Source organism: Streptomyces montanus (assembly GCF_005786655.1).
Classification (GTDB): Bacteria; Actinomycetota; Actinomycetes; order Streptomycetales; family Streptomycetaceae; genus Streptomyces; species Streptomyces sporangiiformans.
Genome location: NZ_VBZC01000073.1, coordinates 1 through 17475, shown reverse-complemented (window position 1 = coordinate 17475; position 17475 = coordinate 1). Strand labels below are relative to the sequence as shown.

The 17475-nt window shown below is 69.1% G+C and carries 16 protein-coding genes and 1 tRNA gene; 5 read left to right on the top strand and 12 right to left on the bottom strand.

The features are described from left to right. Window positions 1–129: 129 nt before the first annotated feature. The 8 genes from FE633_RS40530 to FE633_RS40495 form a co-directional block, all read right to left on the bottom strand. On the bottom strand, window positions 130–1791 hold the full coding sequence (locus FE633_RS40530; protein ID WP_171060321.1) for a long-chain fatty acid--CoA ligase: 1662 nt from the start codon (window positions 1789–1791) through the stop codon (window positions 130–132). 241 nt (window positions 1792–2032) lie between these two features. Continuing rightward, entirely contained in the window at window positions 2033–2587 is a 555-nt protein-coding gene (locus tag FE633_RS40525; protein WP_138050173.1) for a SigE family RNA polymerase sigma factor, read from the bottom strand. Window positions 2588–2928: 341 nt separating this feature from the next. Further along, the gene (locus FE633_RS40520) at window positions 2929–4101 is read right to left on the bottom strand and encodes a lipid-transfer protein (protein WP_138050172.1); all 1173 of its coding nucleotides are present in this window, start codon (window positions 4099–4101) and stop codon (window positions 2929–2931) included. Continuing rightward, window positions 4098–4544 (bottom strand): MaoC family dehydratase, encoded by a 447-nt coding sequence (locus tag FE633_RS40515; protein ID WP_138050171.1) that lies wholly within the window; start codon window positions 4542–4544, stop codon window positions 4098–4100. The genes FE633_RS40520 and FE633_RS40515 overlap by 4 nt, the downstream gene beginning before the upstream one ends. Next, the gene (locus FE633_RS40510) at window positions 4541–5734 is read right to left on the bottom strand and encodes an acyl-CoA dehydrogenase family protein (RefSeq protein ID WP_138050170.1); all 1194 of its coding nucleotides are present in this window, start codon (window positions 5732–5734) and stop codon (window positions 4541–4543) included. Before FE633_RS40510 ends, FE633_RS40515 begins: the two co-directional genes overlap by 4 nt. A 1-nt stretch (window position 5735) precedes the next feature. Then, window positions 5736–6698, bottom strand: a complete 963-nt coding sequence (locus FE633_RS40505; protein ID WP_138050195.1) for a bifunctional MaoC family dehydratase N-terminal/OB-fold nucleic acid binding domain-containing protein — start codon at window positions 6696–6698, stop codon at window positions 5736–5738. 38 nt (window positions 6699–6736) lie between these two features. After that, window positions 6737–7927: an acyl-CoA dehydrogenase family protein gene (locus tag FE633_RS40500; protein ID WP_138050169.1), complete on the bottom strand. Its 1191-nt coding sequence runs from the start codon at window positions 7925–7927 to the stop codon at window positions 6737–6739. Window positions 7928–8173: 246 nt separating this feature from the next. Then, window positions 8174–8485, bottom strand: coding sequence for a hypothetical protein (locus FE633_RS40495; RefSeq protein ID WP_138050168.1), 312 nt, complete (start codon window positions 8483–8485; stop codon window positions 8174–8176). Window positions 8486–8748: 263 nt separating this feature from the next. Between FE633_RS40495 and FE633_RS40490 the strand changes: the two genes are divergently transcribed. Together FE633_RS40490 and FE633_RS40485 are read left to right on the top strand one after the other, a co-directional pair. Then, window positions 8749–9615 carry a bifunctional DNA primase/polymerase gene (locus FE633_RS40490; protein WP_138050167.1) on the top strand — a complete coding sequence of 289 codons (867 nt, stop codon included), beginning with the start codon at window positions 8749–8751 and terminating at the stop codon, window positions 9613–9615. Between the two features lie 877 nt (window positions 9616–10492). After that, window positions 10493–11386 (top strand): hypothetical protein, encoded by an 894-nt coding sequence (locus FE633_RS40485; protein ID WP_212747335.1) that lies wholly within the window; start codon window positions 10493–10495, stop codon window positions 11384–11386. Between the two features lie 23 nt (window positions 11387–11409). On the opposite strand, the gene FE633_RS40480 is transcribed toward FE633_RS40485, so the two are convergent. Then, window positions 11410–12147, bottom strand: a complete 738-nt coding sequence (locus FE633_RS40480) for a polysaccharide deacetylase family protein (RefSeq protein WP_138050166.1) — start codon at window positions 12145–12147, stop codon at window positions 11410–11412. A 357-nt stretch (window positions 12148–12504) separates the two neighbouring features. Between FE633_RS40480 and FE633_RS40475 the strand changes: the two genes are divergently transcribed. Beyond that, window positions 12505–13320 carry a DUF899 domain-containing protein gene (locus tag FE633_RS40475; protein WP_138050165.1) on the top strand — a complete coding sequence of 272 codons (816 nt, stop codon included), beginning with the start codon at window positions 12505–12507 and terminating at the stop codon, window positions 13318–13320. 158 nt (window positions 13321–13478) lie between these two features. Here the strand turns inward: FE633_RS40475 and FE633_RS40470 are convergent. Continuing rightward, window positions 13479–13563, bottom strand: a tRNA-Ser gene (locus FE633_RS40470). A gap of 404 nt (window positions 13564–13967) precedes the next feature. Here FE633_RS40470 and FE633_RS49620 point away from each other — a divergent pair. Then, on the top strand, window positions 13968–14198 hold the full coding sequence (locus FE633_RS49620; RefSeq protein WP_342791258.1) for a site-specific integrase: 231 nt from the start codon (window positions 13968–13970) through the stop codon (window positions 14196–14198). Window positions 14199–14364: 166 nt separating this feature from the next. Here the strand turns inward: FE633_RS49620 and FE633_RS40460 are convergent, their stop codons facing one another. Then, complete coding sequence (locus FE633_RS40460) at window positions 14365–15111, bottom strand: hypothetical protein (RefSeq protein ID WP_138050164.1); 747 nt, start codon at window positions 15109–15111, stop codon at window positions 14365–14367. Between the two features lie 273 nt (window positions 15112–15384). Between FE633_RS40460 and FE633_RS40455 the strand changes: the two genes are divergently transcribed. Then, window positions 15385–15924, top strand: a complete 540-nt coding sequence (locus tag FE633_RS40455) for a hypothetical protein (protein WP_212747334.1) — start codon at window positions 15385–15387, stop codon at window positions 15922–15924. A gap of 344 nt (window positions 15925–16268) precedes the next feature. On the opposite strand, the gene FE633_RS40450 is transcribed toward FE633_RS40455, so the two are convergent. Further along, the coding region (locus FE633_RS40450) for a S1C family serine protease (protein WP_138050162.1) at window positions 16269–17475 on the bottom strand (1207 nt) is incomplete at its 5' end.

Here is a 17475-nt window from a genome sequence, read left to right as displayed (position 1 = left end):
ACCGAGGTGCAGAGCCGGATCGTGGACCTGCTTGCCCGGATCGGCACGAACTGATCGCTTCGCATATGTGAGTTGGGGCGCTGTTTCACGTGAAACAGCGCCCCAACTCACATACCGGCCCAAAAACCGTCAGATCTGTGTGACGTCCAGATCGCCCGCCGCGTACTGCCCGCGCAGCACCTTCTTGTCGAACTTGCCCACGCTCGTCTTCGGCACCGCCTCGATGACCGTCCAGCGCTCGGGGAGCTGCCACTTGGCGATCTTGCCCTCGTCGGCGAGGAAGGCGCGCAGGGTCGCGAAGTCGGCGGTGGCGCCTTCCTTGAGGACGACGGTGGCGAGGGGGCGTTCGCCCCACTTGTCGTCCGGGACGGCGACGACGGCGGCCTCGGCGACGTCCGGGTGGGCCATGAGGGCGTTCTCGAGGTCCACCGACGAAATCCACTCGCCGCCGGACTTGATGACGTCCTTGGCGCGGTCGGTGAGGGTCAGGTAGCCGTCGGGACTGATCGTGCCGACGTCACCGGTCTTGAGCCAGCCGTCCTCGCTGAACTTGTCGGCGGGGCGCAGGACTTCCTCGTCCTGGCCGCCGTAGTACGCGCCCGCGATCCACGGGCCGCGCACCTCCAGCTCGCCCGCGGACTCGCCGTCCCAGGGCAGCCGCTCGCCGCCGGGGCCGGTCAGCCGCGCTTCGACGCTCGCGGGGAAACGGCCCTGCGTAAGGCGGTACGCGAACTCCTCTTCCGTGCCGATCACCTGGGCCGGCGGCCGTGCGACGGTACCGAGCGGCGAGGTCTCCGTCATGCCCCAGGCGTGGCAGACGCGCATGCCCAGCTCGTCGAAGGCGGCCATGAGGGCGGGCGGACAGGCGGACCCGCCGATGGTGACCTGGCCGAGCGAACTCACGTCCCGGGGCTTGGCGTTGAGTTCCTGGAGTAGGCCCTGCCAGATGGTCGGGACGGCCGCCGCGTGGGTCGGGCGCTCGCTCTCGATCATCTCGGCGAGCGGGCCCGGCTGCAGGAAACGGTCCGGCATCAGCATGTTCACGCCGGTCATGAACGTCGCGTGCGGCAGCCCCCAGGCGTTCACATGGAACTGCGGGACCACGATGAGAGACGTGTCCTGGTCGGTGAGCCCCATGGACTGCGCCATGTTGACCTGCATGGAGTGCAGATAGATGGAGCGGTGGGAGTAGACGACGCCCTTGGGGTCGCCGGTCGTCCCGGAGGTGTAGCACATCGCCGCGGCCTGGCGTTCGTCCAGCTCCGGCCAGTCGTAGGCCTCCGGTTTGTCCGCGATCAGGTCCTCGTACTCGTGCACCCGCACTTGGGCCGGCGCCCCGTCCAGCAGCGAACGGTCGCCGGGGCCCGAGACGACCACATGCTCGACCGACTTGAGGTGCGGCAACAGCGGCGCGAGCAGTGGCAGCAGCGAACCGTTGGCGATGACGACGCGGTCGGCGGCATGGTTCACGATCCAGACGAGCTGCTCGGCGGGCAACCGCAGGTTGAGCGTGTGCAGGACCGCGCCCATGGACGGGATCGCGAAGTACGCCTCCACGTGCTCCGGGTTGTTCCACATCAGCGTCGCGACCCGGTCGTCGCCCTGGACCCCCAGGTCGTCACGCAGCGCGTGCGCGAGCCGGGCCGACCGTGCCCCCACCTCGGCGAACGAGCGCCGCCGCGGCTCCCCCTCTCCGGTCCACGTGATCACCTGCGACGAACCGTGGAGGGTCGACCCATGGGTCAGGATCCTCGAGATCAGTAGCGGTACGTCCTGCATCGTGCTCTGCACGGCGTCCTCCCGGGGGCGACGTTGCCTACGCGGTGGTAAGGGTTGCGCTGATTCTGCGCACATACCGCGCGGTATGTCACTAGTACCGGGAATGATCGATCACTCGTGTTGAAGGCGCTCTCCTGGTGGGCGCTTTGCAGGCGCTTTGCCGGGGCTTTGCTGCTGCTCCCTGGGTGGGGCGGACCGTACACACGGCGGTGGCCGGGCTCAACGCACGACCCCGGCGAGGGCACCGCATCACTCAGCGGACCGGCTCGAGCTCCGGGTCCTCGCGGAGCTTGCCGAGCGCACGCGACACGGCCGACTTGACCGTGCCGACCGAGACGCCGAGCACCTCCGCCGTCTGCACCTCGCTCAGATCCTCGTAGTACCGCAGAACGACCATCGCCCGCTGCCGGGCCGGCAACCTCATGATCGCGCGCCACATCGCGTCGTGCAGCGCCTGCTGCTCCGCCGGATCCCCGGCCGGGGGCATCTCGGGCTCCGGCAGCTCGTCGCACGCGAACTCGTCGACCTTCCGCTTCCGCCACTGCGACGTCCGCGTGTTCAGCAACGCCCGGCGTACGTAGCCGTCGAGCGCCCGGTGGTCCTCGATCCGCTCCCACGCGACATACGTCTTCGTCAGCGCGGTCTGCAGCAGATCCTCGGCGTCGCTCGGGTTCGCGGTCAGCGAGCGCGCGGTACGCAGCAGCACGGGCTGGCGGGCCTTCACGTACGACGCGAACGACGGGTACGCGAGGGTCTGCGCCCTTGGCGTAGCGGCGTTCGAAGCGCTGGTGCAGACGGGTGTGGTCATGGCTCCACGCTAGGATCGCCCTCTCTCCAGCGGATCGGCCGGAGGTCCCGAAGCGTTGTCCGCCTCAGGTTGTAGGAGTGGTGCTGCCCCCACCTCCTGAAGGTGGACACGACGGCCCGTTCCCCTGAGGGTTCACCCCTGAGAGACGGCTCCCAGAGGAGTAGCAACGGGCTCCGGGGAGTTCCGGAGGAGTAGGGCTGGGCTCCGCGGGGTTCCAAAGGAGTAGAGCCGCGCGGCGTGTGGCCAGGGGAAGTAGGACAAACCGTCACCCCCGATCGTCCTCCCCAGGTTCAACCTGCTGGTCAGGCTCCAGGATCAGCCCTGCTCGTCCGGCCACCGCATCAGTCCCGCTCGCCCCGTTCCAGAATCAGACCCGACGTGGGAACCCCCGTGCCCGCCGTGACCAGCGCTCGGCGGGCGCCGGCTATCTGGTTCACGGACGTCCCGCGCAGCTGTCGTACCGCCTCCGCGATGCCGTTCATCCCGTGCAGGTACGCCTCCCCGAGCTGCCCGCCGTGCGTGTTCAGGGGCAGCGGCTCCTCGGCGACGAAGTCCGCGGCCTCGCCCGGCTTGCAGAACCCGAACTCCTCGAGCTGCATCAGCACGAACGGCGTGAAGTGGTCGTACAGAATCCCGACGTCGATCTCGGCCGGCGTCAGCCCGGATGTGCGCCACAACTGTCGCGCCGCCACACCCATCTCCGGCAGCCCCGTCAGATCGTCGCGGTAGAAGCTGGTCATCTGCTCCTGCCCTCGGCCAGCGCCCTGCGCGGCCGCGGTGATCACGGCCGGCGGATGCGGCAGATCGCACGCCCGCTCCACCGAGGTGACCACCAGGGCCTGGCCGCCGTCGGTCTCCTGGCAGCAGTCCAGCAACCGCAGCGGCTCGACGATCCAGCGCGAGGCCGCATGGTCGGCGAGCGTGATCGGTCTGCCATGGAAGTACGCCGCCGGGTTGGTCGCCGCGTACTTCCGGTCCAGGACCGCGACGTGCCCGAACGCCTCAGGCCCCAGCCCGTACGTGTAGAGATAGCGCTGGGCCGCCATCGCCACCCAGGACGCGGGCGTGAGCAGCCCGAACGGCAACGACCAGCCGAGCGCCGTGCCCTCGGCCGACGGCTCCCTGCGCTGCACCCCGGAACCGAATCTCCGCCCCGACCGCTCGTTGAACGCCCGGTAACAGACCACGACCTCGGCCACTCCGGTCGCCACCGCGAGCGCGGCCTGCTGGACGGTCGCGCAGGCCGCTCCGCCCCCGTAGTGGATCCGTGAGAAGAAGGACAGGTCTCCCATGCCGGCCGCCTGGGCGACGGTGATCTCCGGACTGGTGTCCATCGTGAACGTCACCATGCCGTCGACATCGGCCGCCGTGAGCCCCGCGTCGTCGAGCGCGGCCCGCACCGCCTCCACCGCCAGCCGCAGCTCACTGCGGCCCGAGTCCTTGGAGAACTCGGTGGCCCCGATCCCGACGACCGCCGCCCGGCCACCGAGGGAGTCCCTCGTCCGTACGCTCATGGCCGGCTCACCCTGTCGGCAGGGCCCGGAAGCACCAGGGTCACGGTCCCCGTGACGTGCTTGCCGATGCCGTTGGTCCCGACGACGCTCACCGTGACCGTGTCGCCCTCGGCTTCCTCGACCGTGCCGGTCAGCACCATCGTGTCGCCCGGGTAGTTGGGCGCACCCAGCCTGATCGCCACCTTGCGGAGGACTGCCGTTGGGCCGAAGTGGTCGGTGATGTAGCGGCCGACCAGCCCGTTGGTCGTCAGGATGTTCATGAAGATGTCGGGGGAGCCCTTCTGCCGCGCGAGCTCCGCGTCGTGGTGCACGTCCTGGTAGTCGCGCGACGCGATGGCCCCGGCGACGATGAGCGTGCGGGTGATCTCGATCTCCAGCGGCGGCAGCGTGTCCCCGGCACGCACCGGCCCCACCGCCCCCACGGGCGCCGCGTCGGTGTTCATGCGTCCCCCTCCTCTCCCTGCACGATCAACTCCCCCAGTTCCTGGAGCACTTCGCTCCCACACCCCAGATATGCGTCCAGCTGCCGCCCCCACAGAAAGTGCCGGTGCACGGGGTGGTCGAGGTCGGCTCCCATGCCACCGTGCAGATGCTGGCCGGTGTGGACGACGCGCTGCCCCGCCTCGGACGCCCACCACGCGGCGGTCAGCGCGTGCGTGCCGTATTCCAGACCCTCGTCGCGCCGCCACGCCGCCTCGTACGCCGTGACCCGTATCGCCTCCGTGTCCATGTACGCGTCGGCCGCCCGGAGTTGGACCCCTTGCTTGACCGCCAGCGGCCGCCCGAACTGCTCGCGGGTGTTGGTGTGCTCCACGGCCCGGGCCAGCGAACCCGCGCACACTCCGGCCTGCACCCCGGCGAAGGCGGTACGGGCGGTGGCAAGCACGTCGTCATAGACCCGGGCGTCGCGTGCTCTGTCGTCGTGCACGCTGTCGTCACGCACCCTGTCGTCGCGCACGGCGGGCGAGGGCCGCCGTGCCGCGTCGCCGTCATGCATCACACCGCCATGCACCGCGCCGCCGTACACGCGGCCGTCCCCACCCTCGTCTCGCGCCGAGCCTGTGCTCGGCCCGAGCCGCTCCGCCGGTGTGCCGTCCAGCGTCAGCCGCCCCGCCGACCAGGGCGCCGTCAGCTCCACGGGCTCGCACTGCGCGTCGGCCGTCCGCACCAGCCACAGCCGGCGCTCGTCGTCCGCGACCAGGACGTGCGTGGCGTCGCGGAGCCACGGCACCACGGCGACGGTCCCGCTCAACTCGCCGCGCGCGTCCACCCGTACAGCGGCCTCGGGAAGTGCTCCGGTCACCACCACCGTCCCGCCCCCGATGTCCGGCAACAGCCGCTCCCGCTGCTCCGCCGAACCGTGTGCCGACACCGCCAGCAGCCCGTACACGCAGCTCGCCGCGAACGGCACCTGGGCCGTCGTCCGTCCCTGTTCCTCCAGCAGAAGCACCAGTCCGAGGAGCCCGATATCCTCGACGGCGGACACAAGCCCGGACTCGCACAGCGTCTTCCACAGCTCGGCGTCGCTGCCCGGACCGGCGGCAGCGAGCCGCTCGTGCGTGGACAGGTCGCCGAAGATCCGCGCGGCCAGATCACGGGCCGCCGCCTGCCCCTCCGTGGGCGTGAAGTCCATGTCAGCCCCCGCTCCCCTGGACGGCACGGAAGACCGGCAGCTCCAAATCCTCGTCCGCCCGGAGGAATTCGAGCCGCACCGGCATCCCGATCCGCACCTTGTCGTGCGGCACGCCCACCACGTTGCTGATCATCCGCACTCCCTCGGCGAGTTCGATCAGCGCCACCGCGTAGGGCCCCGCCGCGGCAGCGGCATGATCGGTCGCGGTGAAGGCGGGGAAGGGCGGGTGGTGCATCACCACAAATGAGTAGACGGTCCCCTCGCCGCTCGCCTCGACCGTGTCCCACTTCGGGGACCCGCACGCATTGCACCCCGGCAGCCAGGGAAAACGCAGCGTCTTGCATCCGTCGCAGCGCTGGATCAGCAGCCGGTGCCGGGTCACGCCCTCCCAGAACCCGGCGTTGTCCCGGTTGACGACGGGACGGGGACGCCTGGGACGAGCTGAGTTCTCCGAAGCCCTCGGACGCCCTTGGGCCGCCGGCGCGTACTTGAGGATCCGGAACCGGTGCGTCCCTGCCAGTTCACCCCCTGCTCGCACATCCATCCGTGTCGTGACGAAGTGTCCCGTGCCGAGCTTGGTCGTCTTTCGCTCCGAGACCGACTCGATCACCGCGTCGAACGTGATCCGGTCGCCAGGCCGCAGCGGCCGCAGATACTCCTGCTCGCAGTCGGTGGCGACCACGGACGTGTAGCCCACGCCGTCGAGCAGCCCGAGCAGCTCGTCGAACGCCTCCGAGCGTCCCGCGTGCCCGGACAGACCCCCCATCGTCCACGCCTGGAGCATGGTCGGCGGCGCCATGGCGTCCGGCCCCGCGTACGCCGGATTCGTGTCGCCCATCGCCTCGCACCAGTGGCGGATCATCGGCTCGTTGACCAGGTCCTTGCCCGCACCCCCGACGACGGACGCCCGGCCCTCGTATGCCTTCAGCCGCGCGTATACGTCCTCTGCAACGTCTTCGCTCATGCCGGCCCGCTCGCCGTCCGGGCCCACCCCCTCACCGCTCACCGTCGCCCCCTCGTCATCCCGAGCCGCATCGTCGCCACGATCTCCCGCTGCACCTCGCTCACCCCGCCCCCGAAGGTGTTGATCTGCGCCGCCCTGTTCATCCGCTCCAGCTCGCCGTCCCCGAACGCGCCCGGCCAACCGGAGCGGACCAGCCCGTCCGCACCCACAATTTCCTGACACATGCGGTACACCGCGACCGCCGATTCGGTTCCCATGAATTTCACGCCGCTCGCATCACCGGGCGCCGGCCCACCGGCCCCGACATCCCCCACCAAACGCCAGTTGAGCAGGCGCGATGCCGCCAGCCGGGCATGCGCCTCGGCCAGCCTCGACCGCACCCACGGCTCGTCAACCCTGCGCCGCCCCGTCACTGGATCAGGCGTACGGGCGGCGGCCAGCGCTGCCGCGTAGAAGTCCTCGGCCTGCATGCCGATCGCCGCGAGCGCGACCCGCTCGTGGTTGAGCTGGTTGGTGATGAGCCCCCACCCTCCGTTCTCCTCGCCGACGAGATTGGCCACCGGGACGCGGATGCCGTCGTAGTACGTGGCGGTCGTGGTCAGCCCACCGACCGTCTCGATCGGCGTCCACGAGAAACCGGGGGCGTCGGTGGGCACGAGCAGGATCGAGATTCCCTTGTGCTTGGGCGCGTCGGGATCGGTACGGCAGGCGAGCCAGATCCAGTCGGCGTGCTGTGCGTTGGAGGTGAAGACCTTCTGGCCGTCGATGAGCCAGTCATCGTCATCGCGGCCCCCACGCCCCTTCACCGCATCCACCCGCACGGCCCGGGTCCGCAGCGACGCCAGATCCGTGCCGGCAGACGGCTCGCTGTACCCGATCGCGAACACGAGTTCCCCGCGCAGGATCCGCGGCAGGAAGAAGCCCTTCTGCTCCTCGGTGCCGTACTTCATCAGTGTCGGACCGACCGTGTTCAGCGTCACCATCGACACCGGCGCACCGGCCCGGTAGGCCTCGTCGAAGAACACGAACTGCTCGTCGGCGCCTCGCTCTTGGCCTCCGTACTCGACGGGCCAGCCCAGCCCGAGCCATCCGTCGGCGCCGATCCGTCGCAGAAGCGCCCGCTGTCGCCCCGAGCCGGCCGGCGGCGGCCCGTCCGGCATCAGGTCACGGAAGTACGTACGGAGTTCGGCGCGCAGCCGTCGCTGGCGCTCGGTAGGGGCGAGGTGCACGGTGGACGGCCCTCCCGACCTCGTACGAACAAGGGTTTCTGACTGTCCGTCAGATATCTGAGAGTGTCAAGGTCACCGCGAAAACGCCTGCGCGGCGGCACCGAAGCACCGCCGCGCAGACCCCTTGCGCCCCCGGGACCCACGTCCCCCACAGCCCCCACGCCCCCCGGGGACTCACGCCCCCACAGCCCCCACGGCCCCCAGACGGTGGACGACCGCCGGGCGCTCAGCCCCGACGGCCCCGACTCACCAGAGTTCAGAGAAGTTGATGGTGGTGGCCTCGTAGGACTGGTCGATGACCGTGGACACGGAGCCGTTCACATGAGCCGAGCTGCTCTGGTTCGAGGCCCCGAAGCCGACCGCCTGCTGCTGCGTTGTGGATGAGGTGCCGTAGTTGTCGCCACCGACACCGCTGCCGCCGACAGTCGCCACAGCCGCGTTCGACCCGCCGTCCGCGAAGGCGCCGTCGTCGGCTGCCGCGACACCCGAGAACAGGGCGGCCGCGAGGGGCAGGGCGCCTGCGGCGGCGAGAACGCGGGCGGTACGGATACGTGCCATGTCTGTTCCTCCAGAAGCGGGAGTAAGCACCGGCAAGAACCGGCTGAGTACGGCTTGTTCCCGGGCGGCCTGCCGACCGCCTCGGTGTTGATCACGACGTCGCGGGTCCAAGCTGCCCACCGAATCTCCGGCGAACCACCCCAGAAGCCGTGATTCGCTCGCAAGCGTGAAGACATGTCGATAAACCCCCTTCTCCACCCCTCCTCCGCCCCCACTTCCCCTCCCCTCTTCCCTTCTTCGAACGTGTGTACGAAAATGGAGTCATGGCCACCATCGACCGGCAGGCCACGACGCTGGCCCTTGCACACGCCCTGTCAGCCGCCGAACGCGGACTCGCCGTCATCCCGCTCTCCCGAACCAAACTCCCGGCCCTGCGCTCTCCGCACCGTGACGACCCGACGACGGCGCCCTGCCACGGGGAGTGCGGACGCTTCGGGCACGGCGTGTACGACGCCTCGATCGAACCGCGGCGCATCCGCGAGCTCTTCGCCGCAGCCCCCTGGGCCACCGGTTACGGCATCGCCTGCGGGCTGGAGCCGCACCACCTCATCGGCATCGACCTCGACACCAAGACAGGCACGGACTCCTCGGCGGCCCTGCGCGAACTCGCCCTGCGTCATCTGTTCACGATCCCGGAGACGGTCGTGATCATGACCCCCAGTGGCGGTCGCCACCTGTGGCTGAGCGGCCCGCCCGACGTCGTGATCCCCAACTCGGCGGGCCGACTGGCCCCCGGCATCGACATCCGCGGCGCCGGCGGCTACCTCGTCGGCCCCGGCTCCCGCACCGAACACGGCGTCTACAGCACGGCCCCGGGCACCGCTCACCTGGCACCCGCGCCGTGTCCGCGCGCTCTGCTGCGACTTCTCCAGCCCCCGCCCCGGGCGCACCACCCCACGCCGCCCTCAGCCGGCCAACACGGCCAGGGCCTGGTCCAGTTCGTTCTCGCCGCCCACGAGGGCCAACGCAATACGCGCCTCTTCTGGGCCGCCTGCCGCGCCTACGAGAACGGCCTCACCCCCGCCCTCGTGGCCCCCCTCGTCGACGCCGCCGTCCACACCGGTCTGGCCGAACGCGAGGCCCGCGCCACGATCGCCTCGGCGGCCCGGATGACGGGGCACTGCCCCTGATCGGCGCCGGCAAGCGGCGGACTGTAGCAGGTCGGTGCGCCGACATCCATGAATTTGCCCCGAGATATGAGCCGTGCCCGTATCCGCTGGGATCCTGCGCGTATACGCCAGTGAGGCTTGTCCGTTGTGAGGGGGGAACGGATGGCGGTATGCCAGGGTGCCGTGATCAAGGGTGGGACCGCTGCGGCGGCTGTCATGGTGGTGGTTCTGGGTTTCGGGGCAACGGGGTGCGCTCCTTCGGGCGGGTCGCCCGGCGGGCCCGGCGGGAATGTGCCGGGTGGCGTGTCCACGCCGGACGTGACGGTGTCCGAAGTGACAGTCCCCGGTCAGAGCGGCGGAGGCGGATCCGGCGGCGGCCAGGACGGCGGCGGTGGATCTGTCGGCGACAGCGGGAGCGGATCCGTCGGCGGCCAGGACGATGGGGACGGATCCCCGACCGGCCAGGACGACGGCGGCGCGGCTGGTGATCCGGGTATCCCACCTGTGGAGCCGCCGCCGACGGATAGTTGGGCAACCGATGGGCCCGGCGCCGGTGTCAGCGGCAGCCCGCCGGCAGACCCAACGTCCTCTTGCAGTCCGACACCGGCCCAGGGCGAGACCTGTGCGGAGCCTCCCAGCACGCCGGAGAACGACGTGTCACCCGAGGTGAACTGACGGGATGGGCGCAGCCGCACCCCAGGGCCCGGCAGATCCCCCCGCCGCACCGAGCCCGCCCGCTCGCCGGACCTCGCGCCGTCGCGTGGTCCGCCGTGTGGTCCGCCGTGGGCCTGCGCCCCATCGCCTCGGCGGCCTCCGCAGCCTCCGGAACAGACCCGCTCCAGACCCGCCCGCCCCACAGACCACCAGCGGCAGCCACCTGGAACTCGTCAACTCAGCTGTGGGAGCAACATCGTTCGTGGGCGGCCTGATGCTCTACGCCGGCTACATCTACACCAACGCCTACTTTGGCTACTTCCACTTGGACAGCCTCGCCATGGGCTTCAGCACCTTCGAACTGGTGATGCGCAGCCTGCGGCTCGCCGCCATGCCCGCTCTCGAAGTCCTGGCCCTGGCCCTCCTGGTACCGGCCGCTCCCCGGCTGCTTGTCGCCCTGCACCTCCCCGAGCGCCACCTCCGCCGCATCGCCGAACTCGGGCGCACGATGGCGCAGGCGCATCTCGGATTCGTCGCCGCGGGGGTCGTCCTGATGGTGCTGTGGCGCTGGATCCAGCCCTTCGCCTGGTCAGCACCCCTGCTCGTGGCGGCCGGACTCCTTCTCGGCCAGACCCGCGCCGCCGCTCCTGCCGGCGGACCGCACAGGTCGGCGTGGGAGCGTGCCGTATCCCTTGTGGTCGCGGGTCTCTTCCTGATCTGGGTGGTGGCCCTGATCGCCGGGCAGCTCGGCCGTCAGGACGCGCACCACGACGCGGACCGATTGGTGCGCCGCGTGGCCGTGGTGGTGCTGAGCACCGACCCGCTGAGCATCGCTCCGCCGGGACCGCACGTGAAAGATCTGGGACGCGGTGCGCACTACCGGTACCGCTACAGCGGACTGCGCCTGCTGGTCGAACGTGATCACCGGTACTACCTGCTGCGGCTGGGATGGAAAAAGGCAACGGATCCCACGTACGTCATCGTGGACGACGACACCATCCGCATCGAACTCCACCCCGGCACCCAGCCGCGAGCCCTCGACCAGCTGATGACGGGCAACCCTGCGGTGGGTGTGGGTTTCGAACCCACGGTGACTCGCGCCACGACGGTTTTCAAGAGCGCTTCGGCACCGCCATGAAAACGGTTTTCGAGATGATCCACCTACCACGCGTTCCAGTAGGCCCGGCCCGGCTGGGGCTTGGTGGGGGCGAAGAGTTGGGAGACGGTCACTGGCGTCAGCCCGCGTTCACGCAATCCGTCGATGATTTCGGGAACGGCGGGAACGGTGCCCGTGTAGACGTCGTGCAGCAGGATGATCCCGTTGCGCTCGGCGCCGGCCAGGACGCGCTGTTTGATGAGGTCGGGGTCATGGTCGCGATAGTCCTTCGCGGTGACGGTCCACAGAATCTGCGCCAGCCCGAGCGAGCGGGAGATCTCGGACACCCGCTGGTCGGTACTCCCCTGGGGTGGGCGCATCAGGGACGGAGTGCGGCCGGTGAGCTGCTTGATTCGCTGCTGCACCGAGCTGAGCTCGCGGTGGATCTCCGCGGTCGAGACATCGGTCAAGCGCGGATGACTCCAGCTGTGATTGGCCAGCTCATGCCCTTCAGCCGCTTGCCTGCGTACCAGCTGGGGATAGCGGGCCACGCCCTTTTCGCCCAACAGGAAGAACGTGGCGTTCACGCGCTTGGCCTTGAGGATGTCCAGCAGGCGAGCCGTGTAGAGGCCGGGACCGGCATCAAAAGTCAACGCCACGCACTTGGCCTTGCGGCAGTCCACTGGATGGGCTTTGCCCAGGACAGGCTCGGTGACGGCTTCGGTTTCGGTTTCGGCGGGGCGGCCGCCGGCGCAGCGGCAGTCTTTGATTCGGTGGTGGCGGCGTGCTGCCCCGTCGCGCAAGCGGCCAAGACGGCAGCTGCGGCGATAGCGGTGGCGGTCTGCAGCGGTCGACGAAGCGTGATCACAAGAGAAACGCTTACCAGCACCCAGCAGCTCAGCGGTCTCCCGGCATCGCCATCACGGAGATTGCCAGCCGGAGGGAGGAGTTCACGACCGCCAGGCGGTGGAGCGATGAATACGGTGCCACCTCAGTTGTTCTCCAGTTGCCTTGCCCCCGCTACGAAACCCACCCCCGCCTCACCCTCGACCCCCGTCTCGGGTTCCGCGATGAGTTCCGGCCGCGTCGCGAGTCTGTTCTGGTGACCGTCGTATGACGTCGTACGAGGCTGCCCGGCACGAGACACCACGGAGGACACCATGACGACCACGCCCGGCAACGCGAGCAGCCACCTCCCCGGCAAGCCGCCGGTCGTCGACCGGGCCACCTGGCAGGCGGCGCGAGAAGAGCTGCTGGTCCGCGAGAAGGCGCACACCCGTGAGGGCGACGCGATCGCCGCGGCCCGGCGGCGGCTGCCGATGGTCGAGCTCGACGGCGCGGTCGAGGTCACCGGCGTCGACGGGCCGGTCCCGTTCCTCGACCTGTTCCAGGGTCGCGACGAGCTCGTGGTCTACAAGCACATGTGGTACGACGGCGCGCCGCACCAGGGGCAGTGCGAGGGCTGCACCACCACGGCCTGGCACGTGAAGGACACCGTCTACCTCAACGCCCGGGGCGTCTCGTTCGCCATCCTGACCTCGGGCCCGTGGGACGAGGTGGCTCCCTACGTCGAGTTCATGGGTTACACCCAGCCCTGGTACTCGGTGCGGGGCGTGGAGGCACCGGTCGGCGGAGAAATGGGGCACATCGCCTGTTTCCTGCGCGACGGCGACCGCGTGTTCCTCACCTACTCCACGACGGGCCGTGGCAACGAGCCGGTCAACGGATCCCTCGGCCTGCTCGACATGACGCCCTACGGCCGCGGCGAGGCGTGGGAGGACAACCCCGAGGGCTGGCCCGTGATCGGCGATGTCCGCGAGGGGCACCCGGCCGAGGGCCGCCAGGCCTGCTGGTACTGGCGCTCGGACGCCGACGGCGTCGCCACCTGGGGCCCGACCAGCCGCCCTGTGCCGCAGTGGACCCGCCCCGGCGCGACCCCCGTGAAGACCCTCGGCCGGCACGGCCACCACCACTGACGCGCCTTCGTCGACGGCGTCGGCTGGCCCACAGATGGCCCATACGTACTGGTCAAACCTGGGACACGGACGAGTCAGGGTGAGACAGGGTGCACGCGGAAGGGGTGCCTCTCAGTGAGAGACACCCCTTCTGACCTGCAACGCCTCTGGCCTGCAAGCGGTGGGTGTGGGATTTGAACCCACGGTGACTCGCGCCACGACGGTTTTCAAGACCGTTCCCTTAGGCCGCTCGGGCAACCCACCCTGGCCCCGTCCTACCTGGGACGGAGCGGCTACAGCCTACCGGCCTCACGCGTTGCGCGGGCGTCGTGGTCCACACGGGGTCCACTGGCGCTTTCACTTGCTTCGCCATGCCTACACACGCATGGCCGTGGAGGGGACTGCTTGCGAGCCTGAGCAACTCACGAGCACACAACAGAACAGGAAAGCACCTTGCGTATCAAGAGACGTATCGCTGCCGCCGCGGCGGCACTCGCCATCGCAGCACTCGCAGGCCCAAGTGCCCTGGCCGACACCCCATCCGCCTGGTCCGCGAGCACATCAAGGAGTTCGGCACGGCCGAAGATGGTCGGCTGTTCCGTGCGTCCCAGGGTGGCCACCTCCTGTCCAAGGAGTATGGAGAGGTTTGGAAGGCGGCCCGGCTCGCGGTGCTGACAGAGTCCGAGGCTGCCTCACCGCTGGCTGACGTGCCGTATTCCCTGCGCCACGCGGGCGTCTCGCTCTGGCTTGAGTCCGGCGTCTCCCCGGCCGAGGTCGCACGCCGGGCAGGCCACAGCATCGCGGTCCTGTTCCGCTTCTACGCCAAAGCCATCCACCGTAACCAGCAGCGCTCGAACGAGCAGATCGAGCGAGCCTTGGACGCCGCAGACGAGCAGTAGGCAGGTAGGGCCAACAGCATCGCAATATCGCGAGCCGTAAGGCGCGTCGCCCTCACTGGAAAACCAGTGAGGGCGACTTCGTTCCTACGCCGCAGGGGACGCATCGGCTCGTCAGCGACCGATCGCCGACGCTGACCGCGCCGAGACCCGACACTATGCATCCGGCTCAGCCCGCGTCCCATATGACGGCGTCGAACTTGTTGCGGTAATCGCTGCCAAGGCCGTTTGAGCCAAGCTCCGTGAGTTTGAGCCGGACGATGTTCCCAGCGCCCGTGCGTATGCATAGCACTACGTCCTTGGTGAGTTGCTGCTCGTTGGTTCCTTCCGCCGTGACCGTTTTCGAGCACTCCTCGTATCCAGGGGGACTGGTCGTACTTCCTGACCAGAGAGAGATCACGGTGTCCTTCCCACCGTTGATCTGGTTCTCCGGCGTCATGTACAAATCACCTTCGTCGGCATAGCCAACAGCGACGGGCTGTCCGGCGTCCAGGTCCTTCGGCTCAGTATCGAGCACCAGTGAGCCCCTCCAGATTTCGCTTCCCCTGGGCGAAGAACCGTGATCCGGGTCTGGTGTCTCGGTCTGCTTCGACGGCGAAGCGGAGGAGGGTATGGATTCGGGCGCCGAGGTGGGAGCCGATGAAGTTGGCACGATGGTCGAGGCACCGTCGGCCTTGTCATCACCGGAGGAGCCGAGAATAGGCACCGCGACGGTGATCAGGGCTGCAAGGACCGTCGCCCCGGCGCCGATCCAGGCTGCCTGCTGATGCCTGCTGAACCAGCCTCCGCCCGCGTCACCACCTTGCCCGCCGTCCGGCGTTGGCGGGTCTGGGGGCGGTGATGCGGCCAGCTGTGCACCGTCCCCGTGGTTGCCGCCCTGGCCGGGTGTGTTTGCATCAGGTCGATCGTCGGCCATCGTGCTGAGCACCCCCAATGCTGGCGCCGGTCCATGTGCGTCGCGCGGAGGCTAACAGCCTGTGCAGGCCCCGCCAGCAACACCCTGCACCGACACAACAGTTGGGCAATACCCCACTGCCGAGAGGAGTAGACGGCGCAGGGTGGCTTTCCGTGCAATCGACGTCAGTCGACGCCCCTGCTACGTTGCTCAGCCGTAGATCGTCACTCCAGCGACTGCAACACCGGGGGTCTCGTGGGTCGGGTATCGAAGTTACGGCGTCTGTTCCCGCGCGTGCGGATGCACGCCGCCGCCGTCGTAGGTTTGACCGCACTGCTGGTTGCATCGGCCGCCGGCTGCTCCAGCAGCGACAAGCAACCTGCTGCTAACGCCAGCTCGGCCGCCGACAGCCGAGCCACGAGTACGACACAGGCGACCCAACCCCGCAAGTACGTCGCTATGGCCGTGGACGGCGAGTTGCACGCCATGCTGGCCTTCCAGGTCCACCCTGAGGGTGGTCAGGTGATCGGGAAGTACACGATCGTGTCCTTCGACGGGCAGGGCAAAGAGCTCCGGGATGAGACCGACTTCAACGGGCGCGGCTCGGACAGCACGTTTGAATTCAACGGCCTGACCGATTACGGGGCCGTCACAGGCACCCTCTCCGAAGATCGAACCCGGCTGACGCTCGACAGGGACTTCGGCGTGCAAACGATGCAGTGGACAATCGTCTCCTCCGCAGACGTGTTCGAGTCGGCCGTCAAGGAGTACGCCAAGCGGTTCGAGTCCTGTTCCAAGAAGCAGGAAGTTGAACCCTGTGCGGACGTGACCTAAACGCCAACATCGGCTGGCCTCCGCCCTCGGACAGGGTGTGGGCTGGTTCTTCTGACAACGAGGAGCGCCATCCTCATCCACGCCGGAGAGAGGGTGGCGCCTTTGTCGCCTGGTCCACAACGCGACAGAGCCGGATCAAGGTGAGACAGGGCCCAAGCAGAAGGGGTGCCCCTCACCGAAGGACACTCCTTCTGACCAGCACGTCTCTGATCTGCGGAGGCGGTGCGATCCGAACCCACGGAGACGCTTTCGCGTCCTCACGTTTTTCAAGACCGTTCCCTTAGGCCGCTCGGGCAACCCACCCCGCGCCGCCGGCAGAGCGGCGCGGGATCAAGACTAACGGGTCAGCTGTCGCCTTCGCGCTCGCCGAGGGTTACTTCGGCTGTCTGGGTCTTTCCGTCGCGGGTGTAGGTGAGTTCGACGTTGTCGCCGGGCTGGTGGGTCCAGATCTCGCCGATGAGGGTGGGGCCGCTGTCGATCACCCTGTCGTCGAGCTTGGTGATGACGTCGCCGGGCTTGAGGCCGGCCTTGTCGGCCGGGCCACCCGGCTCGACCGCTTCCGCGCCGCCCGCGCCCTCTTCGGTGATCCTCGCTCCGTCCGTGCTCTCCGTCAGGGAGACCGAGGCGCCGATCACCGGGTAGACCGGCTTGCCGGTCTTGATCAGCTGCTGGGCGACGTTCTTCGCCTGATTGATCGGGATCGCGAAGCCCAGACCGATGGAGCCGGACTGGCTGGTACCGCCCAGGCCGTTGCCGGAGGACTGGATGGCCGAGTTGATCCCGATCACCGAGCCGTTCGCGTCCAGAAGCGGGCCACCGGAGTTGCCCGGGTTGATCGAGGCGTCGGTCTGCAGGGCGCTCATGTAGGAGGCCTTGCTGGTGGAGCTGCCGTCGCTGGAGGCCACCGGACGGTTCTTGGCGCTGATGATGCCCGTGGTCACCGTGTTGGAGAGGCCGAAGGGCGCGCCGATCGCGATCGTCGAGTCCCCGACGGCCACCTTGTCGGAGTTGCCGAGCGTCAGCGGGTTCAGGTCAGACGGCGCGTTCTTGAGCTTGATGACCGCGACGTCGTAGCCCTGCGCGTGCCCGACCACCTCGGCGTCGTACTTCTTGCCGTTGGGGAAGGTCGCGGAGAGCTTGCCGCCGTCGACCGCCTCGGCCACCACGTGGTTGTTGGTGAGGATGTGGCCCTGCTTGTCGAAGACGAAGCCGGTGCCCGTGCCGCCCTCGCCGCTGCCGCTCTCCGCCTGGATGGTGACGGTGCTGGGCAGCGCCTTGGCGGCCACGCCGGCCACCGTGCCCGGGTCGCGCTTGAAGTCGCCGCCGCTCTGCGAGGCGGAAACCGTCGTCGAGCCTGTGGAGGAGTCGTTGCGGTCGGCCGCCCAGTAGCCGATGCCGCCGCCCACGCCGCCCGCGACGAGCGCGGCCACCAGGACCGCGGCGACCAGACCGCCGCGCCCGCCGCCCGACTTGGGCGCGGGCTGCTGCCACGAGGAGCCCCAGCCGCCGGCTCCCGAGCCGCCGCCGTTCGCGTACGAGGGGGTGGCCGGC